Raw genomic sequence first — 17,121 nt, 5'->3', positions numbered from 1 at the left:
ACGGACTTACGATGGCGAGACGACACGACGCGGTCAAGGGACACCAGCCATGACGACAACCACCCTGTCGACACTCACCATCGGCGGCGAGGCACATTCCGGCGCCGCGGGAAGTTACCCGGTGCGCAACCCGGCCAGACCCGGGGAGATCGTCGGCCAGGCCCCTGCTGCAGATCTGGCCCAACTCGACCGGGCAGTGACCGCGGCGCGGAACGCCTTCCCCGACTGGCGCGCGATGGACGTCGCAGAGCGTGTCGCGAGGGTCACCGCTGCGGCGACGACGGCCGCCGAGCAACTGAAAGCGATCGACGGCGCGCGGCTGTACACCAGCGAGCACGGCAAGGTGCTGTCCGAGGCCGGCTTCGAGATCGACACCGCCCCGATGATTGCGGCGGTGCTCGGATCGATGGCCGAGGAAGCTGTTGCACCCGAGCAGATCGACCCGCAGGGACCCTATCCCCGGGTGCATCGGGAGCCCTATGGTGTTGCGGCTTTGGTGATTCCGTTCAACTGGCCGCTCGCGGTGCTGATGACCAAGCTCACCTCGGCGCTGGCCGCGGGCAACACAGCAGTCGTGAAGCTGCCGCCGACGGTTCCGCTGACCGCGCTGCAGTTCGGCGCGGCGGTGGCGGCCGCACTGCCGCCGGGTGTGGTGAACGTCCTGTCGGCGCCCGGGGTCGAGCTGGCGCAGGCGTTGGTCACCCACCGCGGTATCGACGTGATCTCGTTGACCGGCGGCCCGGCGACGGGGCGTGCGGTGATGGCCGCCGCCGCGCGGCGGCTCACCCCGCTGTTGCTCGAACTGGGGGGCAACGACGCGGCGATCATCGCCCCCGACCTGGCCGTCAGCGAAGGCCTCGTGGAGCAGCTGACGACGGCGACGTACACCACCGGGGGCCAGGTTTGCATGGCGATCAAGCGGCTTTTTGCACCACGGAACCGGGTGGACGAGATATCGGAGGCGATTCTGGCGCGGTGCGAGCGAGAGGTCGTCGGCGACGGCTTGGCCGACGAGGTGACGCTGGGCCCGTTGCACACCGCCGCCGGGCGCGACAGGGTACAGACGCTCATCGATGATGCCGCGGCACACGGTGCGACGGTGAGCACCGCCGGGCGGATCCGTGATGAGGACGCCGACGCCGGAGGGTACTTCGTCCTTCCCACAGTGGTCACCGATGCGGCGCCCGACTCTGCGCTTGCTTGCGAGGAGCAGTTCGGCCCAGTGCTGCCGATCTTCGGCTACGACGACATCGATGACGCCGTGGCGGCGGCGAACGCGACCGAATTCGGGCTGACCGCGTCGGTGTGGACTGGCGATGAGGCGTTGGCCGACAGGGTGACGGCACAGCTCGTTGCGGGCACCGTCAGCGTCAACTGCCATGGCATGGCCGCGCAGGACCCACGGGTACCGTTCGGTGGGGTCGGGCAGTCCGGCCTCGGCCGCGAGCTCGGCGCCGACGGACTTCGGGCGTTCACCCAGCCCCGGGGCTTCGTCCGCCAGCCGCCGCCTCGCTGACGGCGTGTTTCTCTGTTTTTATACAAATAGCATTGACAGGTCCGCAAAAGCGACGATAGTCGACAGGTATGGCGCTGCTGCCAGACCCGACGCCCCGGGAGCGACAGCACATCCTGATCTCGGTCGACGATCACGTCGTCGAGCCCCCCGGCATGTTCGATGGCCGCCTCCCCGGCAAGCTCGCCGACCGGGCGCCGAAGATCGTTGAATCCGACGGCAGCCAGGCTTGGCATTACGAAGGCCGCACGTACCCGAACATCGGGCTCAACGCCGTCATCGGACGGCCCAAAGAGGAATGGAGCATGGAACCCGCGCGGTTCGACGAAATGCGGCGTGGATGCTGGGACATCGACGCTCGCATCGCCGACATGGACCTCGCGGGTATCTGGGCGTCGCTGAACTTCCCGTCGCTGATCGCCGGGTTCTCCGGGACGGTGTTCTGGAAGAGTGACGACCCTGAACTCGGACTCGCGGTGCTGCGGGCATGGAACGACTGGCATCTCGAGGAGTGGGCCGGTGCCTACCCGGACCGGATCATCCCGCTGCAGTTGCCGTGGCTGGGCGACCCGCAACTTGCGGCCGAGGAGCTGCGCCGCAACGCCGAGCGCGGGTTCAAGGCGGTGAGCTTCCCCGAGCTGCCCGCCCAGTGCGGCCTACCCAGCCTGCACACCGGTGTGTGGGACCCCTTCCTGGCCGCGTGCGAGGAGACCGACACCGTCATCTGCCTGCACACCGGCTCCGCGCAATGGGCGCCGATCCCCGCCCCGGACACCCCGTTCGAGACCATCACGACGTTATTTCCGGTGAACGCCCTTGTGGCGACGGCGGATTGGCTGTGGTCCGGCATCCCTGTCCGCTTCCCGAAGCTGAACATCACCCTCGACGAGGGCGGCCTGGGCTGGGTTGCGATGCTGGCCGACCGGGCCGACTTCGTCCTCGCCCACTCCGCATCCGGCGCCGAGGGCGGGGCGTGGAAGAGCGATCTGCTGCCGAGCGAGGTGCTGCGGCGCAACTTCTGGTTCTGCTCGATCGACGACCCCTCCGCTTTCGGGGCACTCGACGCGATCGGCGCCGAGCGCATCCTCATCGAGAGCGACTACCCCCACGCCGACTCGACATGGCCCGACACCCAACACGTCGTCGCGCGCAACGTCGAGAAACTGTCGGCCGAGGACGCGGCCCGCATCACTCACCGCAACGCCGCCGGGTTGTTCCGTCATCCGATTCCGGACGAGGGATGGCTGGCGAATGGTGTCGCGTCATAGGAGGTTGTAGTGCTGGATCTGGTGATCCGAGACGCTCAGATCGTCGACGGCACGGGCGCACGCGCCCGTCACGGCGATGTCGGCATTCGCGACGGGCGGATCGTCGCCGTCGGCGATGTCGACGAGCAGGCCACCAAAACCGTTGATGCGGAGGGGCAGACGCTCGCCCCTGGGTTCGTCGACCTGCACACGCACTACGATGCCCAGCTCTTCTGGGATCCGACCGCCAGCCCGTCGATACAGCACGGCGTCACGACGGTATTCGGCGGAAATTGTGGCTTCACGCTGGCGCCCGCGGGGCCCGAGCAGCAGGACTACCTCACCCGGATGTTGGCCCGCGTCGAAGGCATGCCGCTCGAGGCGTTGCGCGCAGGCCTCGACTGGCGGTGGTCGACGTTCGGTGACTGGCTGGCCCGACTCGACGGCCATACCGCGGTGAATGCCGGTTTCCTGGTGGGACATTCGGCGATCCGGCTTGCCGCGATGGGCGATGATGCGGTCGGCGGTGACGCATCGCCGGCGCAGATCGGAAAGATGGCCGCACTGCTCGGCGCCGCGCTGGCCGACGGCGCGCTGGGTTTGTCGACGTCGCAGTCCACCACCCACAACGACGGTGAGGGGCATCCGGTGCCGTCGCGCAGCGCGTCACGCGAGGAGCTGCTGGCGCTGGCGGCGGCGGTCAGGGTCCAGCCCGGCACCCAGCTGGAGGCGATCATCCCCGGATGCCTTTCCGGCTTCACCGACGAGGACATCGACCTGCTCACCGGCATGTCCAGGGCCGCGGACCGGCCGCTGAACTGGAACGTGCTGGGTGTGTCGGCGGCGAATCCCGCGCAGCACGAAAAGCAGTTGCGGGCATCGGAAATCGCCGCTGAACGCGGCGGTCGCGTCGTCGCGCTCACCCTGCCGCACGCGACGAAGATCCGACTGTCGTTCCTGTCCGGCTTCGTGCTCGACGGGCTGCCCGGCTGGGGCGAGACCATGCATCTACCGGTCCCGGAGCGGCTGCGGGCGCTGGCCGATCCGGAAGTTCGTCGCCGCCTCGACGAGGGTGCCCACTCGAAGGAGGCGGGAATCCTTCGCGGCCTTGCCGATTGGGAGCGACTGATCATTGTCGAGACTTTCGCCCCCGAGAACGACGATGCGACCGGCCGCACCGTCGGCGAGGTCGCCACGGAGAGGGGGAAGGAACCGTTCGACGCACTGCTCGACGTCGTGATCGCCGACGAGTTGCGGACGGGGCTCACGCCTCGGCCGTTCGGTGACGACGAGGCGGACTGGAAGGTGCGCGCCGAGGTGTGGCGCAACCGGGACGCGGTGATCGGCGGGTCGGACGCCGGCGCGCACCTCGACATGATGTGCGGCGCCATCTACACCACGTCGCTGCTCGGCCACGGCGTGCGAGAGCACCAGGTGGTGACGCTGGAGGAGGCGGTCCGCCTGATCACCGATGTGCCGGCGCGCCTGTACGGGTTGACGGAACGCGGCCGGATCACTCCTGGCTGGCACGCCGACCTGGTGATGTTCGACCCGGCGACCGTCGCCCACGGGCCGGAACGTACCAGCTACGACTTGCCTGCCGGCGCACCGCGTTTGGTGGCCGAGGCGAAAGGTGTCTCGTCGGTGTGGGTAGGGGGTGTGGCGGTTTGCCGCGACGGGGTCGCGACGGGCGCGATGCCGGGGACGGTCTTGAGGTCGGGCCGTGACACGACGACGGTGACGGCGTCATGACGAACAGGGTGCCGGTGGCGGAGTTCGACCCCGCCAAGCTGCAGGACGGCCTGCTGATGGCGGTCGAGAACGTGCACGAGAAGCTGCGCGAGGCACGGGAGAAGCATCGTGTGATGGTCGGGAACCCTATCTTCGAGACGTCGGCGCAGAACCTCGATGTGGCTGGGGTGACTGTGCTCGGTTACGACGAGTGCCAGGCCGTGCTCACGGATTCCGAGCGGTTCTCGTCGTCGATCTACGAGCACATCATGGGGCCCGTGATGGGGCGCACGCTGCTCGAACAAGAGGGCGCCGAGCATCGGACGAATCGGGCGCTGATATCGCCGTTGTTCCGCGCGAAGCTCTTGCAGCGGTGGCGCACGGAACTCGTCGAGGTGGTGGTGCACGAGCTGATCGACCGGTTCGCGCCGCGCGGACGGGCAGACTTGGTGCGCGAGTTCACGTTCGCGTTTCCGGTGCAGGTGATCGCACGGCTGATGGGGCTGCCGCGGGAGGACTATGTCCGGTTTCAGCAGCTGTCGATTGAGCTGCTCAGCGTGGTCTACGACTGGGACATCGGGATGGCGGCGTCGGCGACGCTGAAGGAGTACTTCAGCGAAATCCTCGCTGAGCGGCGGAAAGATCCGCAGGACGACTTGATCAGCACGTTGGCGGAATCGGAGATCAACGGCGGGCGGCTCTCGGACGACGAGATATTCGCGTTTCTACTCCTGATCCTGCCGGCGGGGGTGGAGACGACCTACCGGGCATCCGGCAATCTCCTCGTGGCGATGCTGACCGAGCCGTCGTTGATGTCGGCGGTGCGCGCCGACCGGGGGATGCTGCCGGGCGCCATCGAAGAGGCGCTGCGGTGGGAGCCGCCGATCAGCACGGTGGTCCGGGTGGCGAGGTGCGATTGTGAGCTCGCCGGGATCGAGATTCCGGCGGGCACGAACGTGAGTGTCAGTGTGGCGGCGGCCAACCGCGATCCGGCGCACTACCCGAGTCCGGACCAGTTCGACCCGACGCGACGCAACATCGCACATTTGACGTTCGGTGCGGGCCCACATGTGTGCCTGGGCATGCCGCTGGCCCGGATGGAGACGACGGTGGCGATCAATGCCCTGCTCGACCGGCTACCGGACCTCCGGCTGGACCCGACCGCCTCGGACCCGGTGATCAAGGGTGTGGCCTTCCGCTCCCCGGCCGCCTTGCCGGTCGAATTCACACCGGCGTAGTTGGCCCGTACGCATCTTCGGGCCGCGACCTCTCACCGACGGTGCTTGGATGTTTCGCGTCCCGACCGGCCGCCCGAGTTTGATCCCGGCGACGGCCGATCGTTTTCCAAGGACCGTAGCGAGCGCCAGTAGACCGCCGTCAACAAGGCCGTGGGGATTCCGATGATGAGTGACGCGCCGGCCAGCGCATCGGCAATCGCGGCGACAGCCGCGTCGCCCGACGTGCGGGCCACGACAAACGCGACACCCGCCATGAACCCCACCTGTAGCAGGTAGGTCACCAACGCCGGGAGGCGCGGGTGGTTGCGCAGACGCGGCACGACAACGGCCGGCTCATTGCGCGTCATCCACGTGAGTAAGCCGATCAGGATGCCGGACGTGAACAGAAAGCCGACTTGCGAACCAAGCGGTAGGCCGAACCAGAAGCCCGGCCCGTCATAGCGGAACAGCTCCCCTAGTCCGAAGTATCGGCCCAGCCGGCTGACGGGATCGATGATCCACAGGGCCCAGGTCGCGAGCACCACGGCCAACACATACTCGAGGACGGGCTGTCGAGAGCGGGACGAGTAGGGCCCCGCGACGATGAGTCGAGCGGCGGCGAAAGCGAAATACGCCATGAAGGTGTAGCTGAGCGGCACCATGAGCGGCACATCACCGACCCATAGCTCATGGCCACGCAGGTCCGGATTGAAGGCATACCGGGTGAAGGGGACACCCAAATGCACTGACCCATTCTCCGCGAGCGCGCCGGCCGCCACGGCGACTGCGGTATAGATCACTGTGCACTTGAGGCCGAGGTGCCGCAGCGCAAGGACCACGAACACCACGCCGTATGCGGTGACGTACCACCTTCCGACGATGGTGCCGACGATCTCTTCCACCATCGCGGAGCCTCTCCGAATTCGGGCTACGGCCAGCCGATTACTGTATTTGGCTATATTAATGAGGAAAGCCCGCTACGGGCCCGGGAATCGTCGACGACGTCCCATTTCCGACGGGCGGCCGTCGTCCTAAAGGAGCATCCGCGATGGCTAAGAGAATCGACCTGACCGGCAAGATCGCGGTGATCACCGGCGCGGGGTCCGGCATCGGGCGAGCCACGGCACAGTTGCTGGCACGACACGGCGCAAAGGTGCACGTCGCGGACATCAACACCGATGCGGCCGCCGTCGTGGCAGCTGAGATCGGTTGCGGCGCAACAAGTCACACTGTTGACGTCACCCGGCCGGATGATCTCGAGGCCCTTGCCGAGACGGTCTTCGGAAGCGACGGCCGTGTCGACGTTCTACACAACAACGCCGGCATCGGCCACGCCGGTGACATCGAGGCGACGACCGTCGAGGACTGGCAGCGGGTCATCGGGGTCAACCTGCTCGGCGTCGCCTACGGCATGCAGGCGTTCATCCCGCGGTTGCTCCGGCAGGGCCGACGGGCCACTGTCATCAACACCGCCTCGGAGGCGGGCCTCATTCCCATCGCACGGATGGCGCCGTACTGCGCCTCGAAGTTCGGCGTGGTGGGAATGAGCCAGTCGCTCGATGCCGAACTGCGATCGCGCGGGATTCGCGTGGTGGCACTCTGCCCCGGCATCATCGACACCGCAATCATGCGTGACGGGACCATGCGCGGACAGCTCGCCCGCGACCAGGAGAGGATCGTCGCCTTCTACGCCAAGTACGCCGCCTCGCCGCACACGGTAGCCGCGTCGGTGCTCGATGCAATCGCGCGGCCGCGGCTCATCGTCGCGTCGCCGCGATTGCATGTGCTGGCGCCGTACCTTCTGCACCGGCTGTCACCACGGCTCACACAGCCGTTGTCCCGCAGCATCACGAAGTTCATCAGCCGCGGCTGAACGGCGCGCCCGACAGCCGTGACCCGTGGCGATTCACCGGCTGGCTTAGCGTGGTCCACCGCCATCGTCAGCCGATGACGGGAAACCTCCGCTCCCGGGCCAGCTCGTCGAGCGCGGCCTGCATCCGCCCGCGGACGACGTCATCGACGTGATCGATATCGGGATCTTGTCCGAATTCATCGTGCACGTGAATGGGCTCCAACACCTGCGTGACGATTTTGGCGGGCATCGGCAGGTTCGGGACGTAGCCGGAGGTGAGTCCGAACGGAAGCCCGACGATGACCGGGGCGATCTTCAGGCGCAGCAGCTTGTCGAGACGAAGCAGCCGGGCCAGCCACTCGCCTCGGCTGAGAAACAGGTATTGCTCCTGCCCGCCGATGCTGACCACGGGGACGATCGGCACCCCCGCCTCCATCGCGGTGCGGATGTATCCCTTGCGCCCGGCGAAGTCGATCTTGTTCGCATCGACGGATGGGCGGAACACGTCGTAATCCCCGCCGGGAAAGACGATCGTCGTCGCGCCCGCCCGCAACGCGGCGATCGCGTTCTCCCGGCTGGCGGGCAGGAATCCGGCCCGGCCGAGGAGGTACTTCCCCGGACCCATCAGCAGCCCGTCGTGGGCCAGCACGTAGAAGGGGCGTTCGGCGCCGAAATAGTCCTGGAAAGCGACCGCGACCACCGGCACGTCCATCGTCACGAGGCCACCCGAGTGATTCGACACCAGCAGCGCGCCGCCCTCGGGAACGTGCTCCAAACCCCTGACCTCGGACCGGAAGTACAGCCTGACCGCCAATCGGAGCACGGGCATCAGCCGGTCGACATAGGCGGCATCGCGCAGTGCCAGCCACATCGCGGTTTGCGCCTCGTCCAATTCCTGCTCGGCGATCACCTGTCCCCCTGCCGTGACCCTGGCCACCTACCAGTGTGCCTCGTCACGCCGTGTGCGCACCCGCTCACGTTCCCCGGGGTTCAATCATTACTAATTTAGTTATATTGGAAGGTGCCGTGCATTCGAGTATGAGAAATCTTGACGGAGTGCCACGCTCATCTCGGTGGCGCGTCGTCGGACGGTGGTGGGCATGAAGCGGCTGTCGAGCGTCGACGCCGCCTTCTGGTATGCGGAGACGCCCAGCTGGCACATGCATATTGGTGGCCTGGTCGTCTGTGACCCGACGAATGCGCCGGACTTCTCCTTCGATGCGGTACGTGACCTGCTGGCCGATCGGCTGCCAGAAGTGCCGCAGTTGCGTTATCGAGTAGCCGGAGCGCCGCTGGGGCTGGACCGTCCGTGGTTCGTGGAGGACGCCGAGCTGGATCTGGACTTTCACATCCGCCGGATCGCGGTGCCACCGCCCGGCGGTCGCAAGGAGCTCGACGACCTCATCGGGCGGCTGATGTCCTACAAGCTGGATCGCGCGCGCCCGCTGTGGGAGCTGTGGTTCATCGAGGGCGTCGAACACGGTCGCGTCGCCATCCTGACCAAGATGCACCACGCACTCATCGATGGCGTGTCGGGCGCCGGGCTCAGTGAGATCCTGCTCGACGCCACACCCGAGCCGCGCCCGCCCGCGGCTGAGCCGACAGGGTCGCTGGTTGGTGTCGGCCTGCCGCGGTTCGAGTTCCGCGCGATCGGGGGGATGTTCAACCTCGCAGTGATGACGCCCTATCGGATATTGCGCATGGGCGAGCAGATAGTGCGCCAGCAGTTGGCGGTGCGCGGATTGGCCAACAAGCCGCCCCGCTATTTCGACGCGCCGACCACCCGCTTCAACGCGCCGCTCTCGCCGCACCGGCGGATCAGCGGTAGCCGGGTTCCTCTCGACCGAGTCAAGGCCGTTAAGGACGCGTTCGGCGTGAAGGTGAACGATGTGGTGCTGGCGATGGTCTGCGGAGCGCTGCGCAGCTACCTAGAGGACCGCGATGAGCTCCCGGACCGCCCACTGCTGGCCCAGATGCCGGTGTCCACCCGCGGCGATGACACCGAGGTGGGGAACCAGATCACCTCCACGACGGTCAGTCTTCCCACCAACGTCTCGGATCCCACAGAAAGGATTCAAGCCATCCACGCCGGCGCCCGGGGCGCCAAAGCAATGGCACAAGCGCTCACCGCGAACCAGATCATGGGACTGACCGAGACCACGCCGCCCGGCCTGCTCGCGCTCGCCGCACGCGCCTACACCGCCTCCCGGCTCGGGGAGAACATCGCTCCGATCAACCTCGTGGTGTCCAACGTGCCAGGACCCGACTTTCCGATCTACATGGCCGGCGCGATGCTGGAAACGCTGATCCCAATCGGTCCGCTGGTGATGGACGTCGGCCTCAACGTCACCTGCTTCAGCTACCGAGGTTCGGTCGACTTCGGCTTCGTCACCACCCCTGAAATCGCCAATGACATCGACGAGTTGGCCGACGGCATCGAACCCGCCCTCCATGAGCTCGAGCGGGCCGCAGGCCTCAAGCCCCGGCGGGCGCGGCGTCGCCGTCAATGACAGCGGACGAGGAGAGAGATGAGTGGTGAGACCGTCGGGCTGACGGACATCGCCGCGCGGCTACCCGCCCTGATCATGGATACGCCGGTTGTCCTGCGCGGTGTGGTCACAGTGCTCCTGGCGCGCCGGTCGGCGAAGAGGTCGATCGGCCGGGTTTTTCAGGACCGTGCACGACGCTTCGGCGATCACGTCTTCATCCGTTTCGATGACGAAGCGCTGACCTACCGCGACGCCAACCAGACCGTCAACCGCTATGCGGCGGTGCTTGCCGAGCGCGGCGTCGGTCGCGGCGACGTGGTGGGCATCATGATGAGCAATTCACCGAGCCCGGTGCTCCTGATGCTCGCGACGGTCAAACTCGGCGCGATCGCAGGCATGCTCAACCACAAGCAGAGCGGCAGCGTGCTGGCGCACAGCGTCGAGCTCTTGAGTGCCGACATCCTCATCGGCGAGGACGACTTGCTCACGGCGGTCGAGGAATCGGGCGCGAAGGTCGCCGACACCTTGACCTTGAACGAGTTTGAGGGCCTTGCAGCCGACGCGCCCGCCGATAACCCGGCGGTGACGGCATCGATCTTGGCCAAGGACAAGGCGTTCTACATCTTCACCTCCGGCACCACCGGAGCGCCCAAGGCCAGCGTCATGACGCACTACCGATGGCTACGGGCGATGGGTGGGTCCGGCGCCCTCGGCATGCGGTTGAAGAGCAGCGACACGTTGTACTGTTGCCTGCCGCTGTACCACAACACCGCCCTGACCGTGGCGGTGTCGGGCGTGATCAGCGCCGGCGCGACACTCGCTCTCGGCCGGTCGTTTTCGGCGTCGCGATTCTGGGACGAGGTGACTCGCTACGACGCCACCGCGTTCGTCTACATCGGCGAGGTGTGTCGCTATCTGCTCAATCAGCCGGAGAAGGACACCGACCGCACCAACAAGGTCCGCGTGGTCGGCGGCAACGGACTGCGCCCGGATATCTGGGACGAGTTCACCGCTCGCTTCGATATCCCGCGGGTCTTCGAGTTCTACGGAGCCAGCGAGGGCAACACCGGGTTCGTCAACATCTTCCACATACCGAAGACCGCCGGCCTCTGCCCTACCGCAGTGGCGTTCGTCGAATACGACCCGCAGACCGGCGAGCCGGTCCGCGATGAGAACGGCCGGGTGCGCAAAGTGCGCCGGGGGGAGCCGGGTCTGTTGCTGAGCAAGGTCACCAAAGCACAGCCTTTTGACGGCTACACCGACCCGGAAGCCAGTGAGAAGAAGCTGGTGCGCAACGCTTTTCGGGACGGTGACGTCTGGCTCAACAGCGGCGACCTGCTGCGCCCGCAGGGTTGGCGCCATGCCGTGTTCGTCGACCGGCTCGGTGACACCTTCCGATGGAAGGGCGAGAACGTGGCGACGACGGACGTCGAGGCCGCCGTGGCGGCCGATCCGGCCGTCGAAGCGGTGACGGTCTACGGGGTGGAAGTCCCCGGCGCCGACGGGCGCGCCGGGATGGCGGCCGTGGTGCTGAACAGAGGCAAAGAGTTCGACGGCGCGTCGCTGGCCAAGACCGTCTACGACCATCTGCCCGGCTACGCGGTGCCGCTGTTTGTGCGGGTCGTCGATGCCCTGGAGTACACCGCAACGGTCAAGGCCAAGAAGGTCGACCTGCGCGAGCAGGGCTACGGATCCGATGTCGACGATCCGCTCTTCGTGCTCAAGGGTCGCGACGAAGGCTATGTGCCGTACTACGACGGATACGCCGACGAAGTCGCAGCCGGTGAGCGGCCTGCGGGCTGACACCGCCGCAAGATCGGCTGACGGCGAAGTGGAGGACACATGCGGGAAAGCGAGCACACCGGTGCCGGCACGCCGGACGACGACAATCGCAAGGGGCGAGGCATCCCCAACCCGTTGGGCATTCGGGCGTTACCCCTGACCCAGGTGCTGAGGCCGTTCACCCGGACCGGGGGTTTCTACGCTCGGTCGTGGGCGACCTACCTCGACCGTCAGCCAGACGAGCTTCCGGTGACGAGGCCTACCCTCGCGCTCGCGCTGCAGGCCCTCAGCGATGAAATCGTGCTGTTGGGTTTTCACCTGCTTCGCTCGGCGCCCGAGGCGACGCGGCTCGAGCGCATACAGCGCGAGGTGATTGCGGCACTTGAGTTCTACGGCGAAAAGGGTTGGCTCCAGGAGCCTGAGAAGTTTTTCGTGGCACCCCCGCCGTTGACCGACGTTTCCATCAGGGACGTCAGCAGCATGGGGCGCAGCTACGAGCGCATCTTCTTCGACAGCGAATATCAGCCTTCTGTGGGCGAACCGGGCCGGGACCGCTGGTTGAGCTACTCCGCGAACGGGCGCGAGTACGGATTGATGTTGCGGCACCGTGAGCCGCGACCGTGGCTGGTGTGTGTTCACGGCGCGGAGATGGGTCGCGCCGCCTTGGATCTCAGGCTGTTTCGGGCGTGGCATCTGCACGAGGACCTCGGCTTGAATGTCGTGCTACCCGTGCTGCCCATGCATGGCCCCCGTGCCCGCGTCCTGCCCAAAGGCGCCGCGTTTCCCAGTGAGGACGTTCTCGACAACGTCCATGGTGTCGCTCAGGCGGTATGGGGCGTTCGACAGCTGCTGTCCTGGATTCGGTCACAGCAACCTGAGTCACCGATCGGGCTGAACGGCATCTCGCTCGGGGGCTACCTGACATCGCTGATCGCCAGCCTCGACGACGGCGTCACCTGTGCGATAGTCAGCATTCCGCTCGCTGATCTGGTCGATCTGGTCGCCCGTCATGCCGGCGTGAGCGACTACCTTGAGCTTCGTCAGATGCTGATGTCGGCCAAGCCCATCAGTCGGATGATCTCACCACTTGGGCTGACCCCCCGCGTGCCGATGCAGGGCCGCTTCATATGCGCGGGCATCGCCGACAGGTTGGTGCACCCGCGCGACGAGGCGACTCGGCTCTGGGAGCACTGGGACAGACCTGAGATCTGCTGGTTCCCGGGAAGCCACACCGGGTTCTTCCGCTCGCGATCGGTACAGCAATTCATCGACGGGTCGCTGGTCAGATCGGGGCTCGTCGACGCAACCATGGACGGAAGCCGGTAGCTACTGTCAGTAGCTCCCCTCGCTGAAGCTGCCTGCGAGGAAGTCACAACTAGGTTTCACTTCCGTACCGTCGGGCGCGGGACGGAAGCGGTGTCCCCGGCGCACGCCACGCTATGGGCCTACTAATCGCCATCTGAGGTAAGCCGATGAACGTGGATCAGTGCCGTGCCACGGTGTTCCTGCACGAGCCGCTCAGGCAGTCGCTCGCAACATGGTTGGGCGGCAAAGAGGTTGCGTCGATGCAACGCTGCGCGCTCGAAGGCGGTCACCGTGGTGAGCACCTTGGATTTCCCGATGCGGAGGGCAAGGGCTCGTTCCGCTGGGACGAATGTGGAGTCCACATCGGGTCGGCTCACGGACGGCGGGGCGGGCTGTTCGGGTCATCGCCTGTGATCGCCACGACGGCGGCGGCCACAAGCCGGTCCACGACAACGCGGCCAACGGGAGGCCGCCACGCTGCTGATGGGAACGCACCCGACGAACCGGACACGCGATTGCCGGCCCAGGCGTTATGGGCGCTGACCGCCGCGGTCGAGCGATTGACCGACTCGATCTCCGCTGCGGGCAACCGTTCGGCTCCTACGTTCGACCGGAGCGGCCGCTAGGGGGCTACCTCCGGAACAGCGCGGTCAGCACCTCCTGCGAGGGCACCGTAGCGGTGGTCAGCGTGATGCTGTGCCGCCCGACCGGCACATGGACGAGCGGGCCCGTCGGCTCGTCGTCGAGCAACACGGCCGTGCCCGGCGGCAGCCCGGCCAGGGTGACGCGCGCAGGGGCGTCGGTCGACACGTCGATGCTCGACGGATCCAACCGCGCGAGCCCGGCACGGACGACGTCGAGGGTCACCTGGGCCACCGCGGTGAGTTTCAGCGTCACGAACGGCATCGGCTCGACCGAAGGACCTCTGCGCCACTCAAGTTCGGTGTAGAGGCCGGGTTCGTCGAGGTCCGGTTCAATGCCGCGGCGCCGCCGGATCGTGCGCGTCGGATCCGGCCGCGCATACGACCGCGCGTCGACGGACGCGACCGCCCCGCGCCGGCGGGTCGCCACCGGATCGGCCTGAAGGTCCGACAACCACCAAACCCGGTGTGGCCCAAGGCCGAGGTCGGGCCGCACCAGCTCGGGGTACCAGGAGAACGTGATGTGCCCGGGGTCGCCGGCACGGAGTTCGGTGCCGATGTGCGAGATCGGATCGTCGAACTCGTCCTCGAGCGCCCAGGAGATGTGGTCCTCGAAGGGGTAGACGGTGAACCGGTAGCGGTAGCCCAGCCGGTCCAACTCGAGCACCTGCGACAGCACCGAGGTGATCGGCACCAGTTGGTCGACCATGCCGTGGGCGATGACGAATGGCAGCCACCGCCCGTTGGGCAGCAGTTCCCAGGTGTCGCCCTCGCGGGCGCAGTGCGAGTTCGGGTCGAGGTCACCGGGGATCTCGACGTTGGGCAGCAGCCGCACACCGCAGACCGGAGGCCCCGCCAGCACGACGGCCTGGGCGAACACCTGTGGATACGTCAACCCGAGCTTGTACGCCGCGTAGCCGCCCATCGAGTAGCCGGCGATCACCGTGCGGTTGGGGTCGGCGCCGAGCTGGTCGGACACCCGAGCCCACACCTCCCACACGTCGAGCTCGCCCTCGTCGAAGTACCAGCACGACGGTCCGCGGGCCAGCGGCGTCACCACCACCGACTCGCGGTCCTCGCACACCTGGTGCAGCAGACGCGGGTCGATCGCAGCGAACTGGTTCTGCCCCAACGCAAGTGAGTGCAGCAGCAGCGTCAGCGGAAGCTTGCGGCCGGGCGCGTAGGTCGAGGGCAGGCAGACCGAATAGGGCTGCACGCGGCCGAGGAACTGCGGCTCGGTGTCGAGGATGTTCGTCGGCGCGACGCCCTGGCCCAGTTCGATCGACGACACGTACCACCGCGTCGAGGTCCCCGTGACTACCGGCTCGTCGGTGGTGACGCCGGCGGCGAGTTGGTCCCACGCGACGGCCAGCGAGAACTCGGTGACGTCGCCGTCGCTCAGCGCTGCGGCCTGGGCCTGATCGGACCAGAAGTTGAGGTGGGCCTTCTCCTGCTGGTGGGTGCGGAAGGCGACGTTGTAGACGTTCGGCTGCCCGGGCAGGGCCCCGCGCACAGCGGGCACATTCGCGAAGCCGTCCCCGGAGTCGTTGGCCAATCCCGAGGCGAGTCGGACAGTCCAGGTGCCCCTGGGTTCGACGAGTTCGCGCGGAACCCTGGCGAGGAAGGAGCGCGATCGCATGTCGACCTCGTACTCCACGGCGGCGTACTCGTGGGTCGTCAGGTCACGGAACCACGCGCCTTGCGCGGAGATCAGCAGTGCCGAATCGATGCCGGCCGAGGTGATCCCGGCGCCTGCGGGCCACTTGCTCGTCGGCGCTCGACCGCGGTTTGCGTCGAAGGTGAACAGCGCGATGGGGATCGACGGGTCCAGCAGGGTGTTCCAGTCGACTCGCCACCACGTGTGCGCGTCGCTGAGCCCGATGGCGACGCGGAAGATGTCGGCGCCGTTGCGGGCGGCGGGGCCGTCGGGGTAGACGTAGGTGCCGCGCGGGGGCACCAGCCCGCCGGTCGGGATGTCGATGAGGACGCCGGTCGCGCCGTGGTCGTCGTAGAGGAAGTCGGTCCAGAACAGCGCGCCGCCGGCGTAGCGGCCGGTGCCGCAGGTGCGCGGGAAGTCCTCGCCGAACGGCCATCCGTTGGGTGTGGGCAGTGTCAGCTCGGGTTGCAGTGCGGCCGGTGGCACGCCCTCGGGCATCCCGTTGACGACCCGCAGTGGTGCCCGCGGCGCCGGGGCCTCCGGTGTGACGGCCTTGATCACCGTCTCGGCGACGCCGAGCCCGAGCTTGATGGGCAGCAGCGCCAGGTCGAGAAGCGACATGGCTTCAACTTATGGGGAGTAAGGGTTTTGGCGTGGTGGTTCGAGCCTCAGAGGTGCGACCGGAGGAATGTGAGGACTTCGTCGGCGGTGGCGAAGCCTCCGAGGTGGCTCTCCTCGTGACGCAGGATCAGCTCTGCCTCGGGCAGCAGGTCGACCGCCGCCTGGGCGTCCCGCAGCGGCACGATGTTGTCGGCGTCGCCGTGCCACCACCGCACCGGCGCCGTCACGTCGCCGAGACGAAAACCCCAATCACGGCCGAACAGTCGCGCATCGTCGACGATCGCCTGGAACCGGCCCTTCGCCAGCAGGACGAGGTCGTCGATGAACATGCCCTCCATCTCGGGGTCCTTGAGGACGCGTCGGTCGCCCTCGGGGATGACGCTGGCGTAGGCCTGACACGCGTAATGCGACAGCGGGATGAGCGGCATCAGGAGGCCGTTGACGGTTTCGGCGAGGGGTCGGCGCAGGCGGTGCAGGACCGGCGCGAAGCGGCGGGCCAAATCGATGGTGCCGGTGGCCAGGGCCTCGGGGCCGACCGATGGGACGACACCGCCGAGCACAGCCACGGCGGCGACGCGGCTCTTGAGCGGCGGCACTGCGCCGCACGCCAGCGCGTAGGGGCCGCCGCCGGAGAGTCCCGCCACACCGAGGCGCTCGGCGCCGAGGGCGTCGGCGACATGCGCGACGTCGGTCGCCCAGTCGGCCACCGCCTGATAGGGGTGGGGATCGGACAGGCCGGTGCCCGGTCGAGCGACCACGATGACCCGCAGGCCGAGCTTTTCGGCGGCGCGACGGCCGAGCAGCGGGAACTGGCGGCGGCCGCCGGGTGTGCCGTGGAACCAGAGCACCGGATCACCCGAGGGATCACCGAATTCGGCGAAGCCGAGCCGGCGGCCGGTGGGCAGGTAGAAGCGGCCCTCGGCTCGCGGCTTCTCGACTCGCGGTACGCGGACCGGGTGGCGGATCAGGCTGGGCATTTCACTGGGAGGGTAGGCGCCGCTGGCGGGCTCGTGGTGAGGATCGGGCAGATGCGGCTGCGAGGCGAACCGCCCGGGATGTTCAGGCC

The 17,121-nt window shown here is 67.4% G+C and carries 12 protein-coding genes; 8 read left to right on the top strand and 4 right to left on the bottom strand.

Going from position 1 to position 17,121, the window contains the following annotated elements; all coding sequences use genetic code 11:
• The first annotated feature begins 49 nt into the window (after positions 1–49).
• From ABGB19_RS25520 to ABGB19_RS25505, 4 genes are all read left to right on the top strand, one after another.
• On the top strand, positions 50–1,516 hold the full coding sequence (locus ABGB19_RS25520; RefSeq protein ID WP_347688788.1) for an aldehyde dehydrogenase family protein: 1,467 nt from the start codon (positions 50–52) through the stop codon (positions 1,514–1,516).
• Between the two features lie 68 nt (positions 1,517–1,584).
• Complete coding sequence (locus ABGB19_RS25515; RefSeq protein WP_347688787.1) at positions 1,585–2,781, top strand: amidohydrolase family protein; 1,197 nt, start codon at positions 1,585–1,587, stop codon at positions 2,779–2,781.
• Positions 2,782–2,790: 9 nt separating this feature from the next.
• On the top strand, positions 2,791–4,512 hold the full coding sequence (locus ABGB19_RS25510) for an amidohydrolase family protein (RefSeq protein WP_347688786.1): 1,722 nt from the start codon (positions 2,791–2,793) through the stop codon (positions 4,510–4,512).
• On the top strand, positions 4,509–5,729 hold the full coding sequence (locus tag ABGB19_RS25505) for a cytochrome P450 (RefSeq protein ID WP_347688785.1): 1,221 nt from the start codon (positions 4,509–4,511) through the stop codon (positions 5,727–5,729). The genes ABGB19_RS25510 and ABGB19_RS25505 overlap by 4 nt, the downstream gene beginning before the upstream one ends.
• 32 nt (positions 5,730–5,761) lie before the next feature.
• On the opposite strand, the gene ABGB19_RS25500 is transcribed toward ABGB19_RS25505, so the two are convergent.
• Entirely contained in the window at positions 5,762–6,613 is an 852-nt protein-coding gene (locus ABGB19_RS25500; RefSeq protein ID WP_347688784.1) for a carotenoid biosynthesis protein, read from the bottom strand.
• A gap of 143 nt (positions 6,614–6,756) precedes the next feature.
• Here ABGB19_RS25500 and ABGB19_RS25495 point away from each other — a divergent pair, with 143 nt between their 5' ends.
• Complete coding sequence (locus tag ABGB19_RS25495) at positions 6,757–7,581, top strand: SDR family NAD(P)-dependent oxidoreductase (protein WP_347688783.1); 825 nt, start codon at positions 6,757–6,759, stop codon at positions 7,579–7,581.
• A 67-nt stretch (positions 7,582–7,648) separates the two neighbouring features.
• On the opposite strand, the gene ABGB19_RS25490 is transcribed toward ABGB19_RS25495, so the two are convergent.
• Positions 7,649–8,431: a lysophospholipid acyltransferase family protein gene (locus ABGB19_RS25490; RefSeq protein WP_347688841.1), complete on the bottom strand. Its 783-nt coding sequence runs from the start codon at positions 8,429–8,431 to the stop codon at positions 7,649–7,651.
• A gap of 229 nt (positions 8,432–8,660) precedes the next feature.
• On the opposite strand from ABGB19_RS25490, the gene ABGB19_RS25485 reads away from it, so the two are divergent.
• From ABGB19_RS25485 to ABGB19_RS25475, 3 genes are read left to right on the top strand one after another with little or no spacing between them, the layout of a single operon-like run.
• Positions 8,661–10,070 carry a wax ester/triacylglycerol synthase family O-acyltransferase gene (locus ABGB19_RS25485; RefSeq protein ID WP_347688840.1) on the top strand — a complete coding sequence of 470 codons (1,410 nt, stop codon included), beginning with the start codon at positions 8,661–8,663 and terminating at the stop codon, positions 10,068–10,070.
• A gap of 18 nt (positions 10,071–10,088) precedes the next feature.
• The gene (gene fadD6 / locus ABGB19_RS25480) at positions 10,089–11,852 is read left to right on the top strand and encodes a long-chain-acyl-CoA synthetase FadD6 (RefSeq protein WP_347688782.1); all 1,764 of its coding nucleotides are present in this window, start codon (positions 10,089–10,091) and stop codon (positions 11,850–11,852) included.
• Positions 11,853–11,891: 39 nt separating this feature from the next.
• On the top strand, positions 11,892–13,157 hold the full coding sequence (locus tag ABGB19_RS25475) for a hypothetical protein (RefSeq protein WP_347688781.1): 1,266 nt from the start codon (positions 11,892–11,894) through the stop codon (positions 13,155–13,157).
• 609 nt (positions 13,158–13,766) lie between these two features.
• Here ABGB19_RS25475 and ABGB19_RS25470 read toward each other — a convergent pair.
• Together ABGB19_RS25470 and ABGB19_RS25465 are read right to left on the bottom strand one after the other, a co-directional pair.
• Positions 13,767–16,055, bottom strand: a complete 2,289-nt coding sequence (locus ABGB19_RS25470) for a prolyl oligopeptidase family serine peptidase (RefSeq protein ID WP_347688780.1) — start codon at positions 16,053–16,055, stop codon at positions 13,767–13,769.
• A gap of 47 nt (positions 16,056–16,102) precedes the next feature.
• The gene (locus ABGB19_RS25465; RefSeq protein WP_347688779.1) at positions 16,103–17,032 is read right to left on the bottom strand and encodes an alpha/beta hydrolase; all 930 of its coding nucleotides are present in this window, start codon (positions 17,030–17,032) and stop codon (positions 16,103–16,105) included.
• Between the last annotated feature and the right edge of the window lie 89 nt (positions 17,033–17,121).

Source organism: Mycobacterium sp. B14F4 (genome assembly GCF_039871645.1).
Taxonomy (GTDB): Bacteria; Actinomycetota; Actinomycetes; order Mycobacteriales; family Mycobacteriaceae; genus Mycobacterium.
The sequence above is the reverse complement of the archived record's forward strand: the minus strand, read 5'-3'. Positions and strand labels throughout refer to the sequence as shown.

Coding starts and splice junctions, on each gene's coding strand:
- ABGB19_RS25495 (WP_347688783.1), top strand. CDS start 6,757: ATGGCTAAGAGAATCGACCTGACCGGCAAGATCGCGGTGATCACCGGC.
- ABGB19_RS25515 (WP_347688787.1), top strand. CDS start 1,585: ATGGCGCTGCTGCCAGACCCGACGCCCCGGGAGCGACAGCACATCCTG.
- ABGB19_RS25465 (WP_347688779.1), bottom strand. CDS start 17,032: ATGCCCAGCCTGATCCGCCACCCGGTCCGCGTACCGCGAGTCGAGAAG.
- ABGB19_RS25520 (WP_347688788.1), top strand. CDS start 50: ATGACGACAACCACCCTGTCGACACTCACCATCGGCGGCGAGGCACAT.
- ABGB19_RS25470 (WP_347688780.1), bottom strand. CDS start 16,055: ATGTCGCTTCTCGACCTGGCGCTGCTGCCCATCAAGCTCGGGCTCGGC.
- ABGB19_RS25500 (WP_347688784.1), bottom strand. CDS start 6,613: ATGGTGGAAGAGATCGTCGGCACCATCGTCGGAAGGTGGTACGTCACC.
- ABGB19_RS25505 (WP_347688785.1), top strand. CDS start 4,509: ATGACGAACAGGGTGCCGGTGGCGGAGTTCGACCCCGCCAAGCTGCAG.
- ABGB19_RS25485 (WP_347688840.1), top strand. CDS start 8,661: ATGAAGCGGCTGTCGAGCGTCGACGCCGCCTTCTGGTATGCGGAGACG.
- fadD6 (WP_347688782.1), top strand. CDS start 10,089: ATGAGTGGTGAGACCGTCGGGCTGACGGACATCGCCGCGCGGCTACCC.
- ABGB19_RS25490 (WP_347688841.1), bottom strand. CDS start 8,431: ATGTGGCTGGCACTGCGCGATGCCGCCTATGTCGACCGGCTGATGCCC.
- ABGB19_RS25475 (WP_347688781.1), top strand. CDS start 11,892: ATGCGGGAAAGCGAGCACACCGGTGCCGGCACGCCGGACGACGACAAT.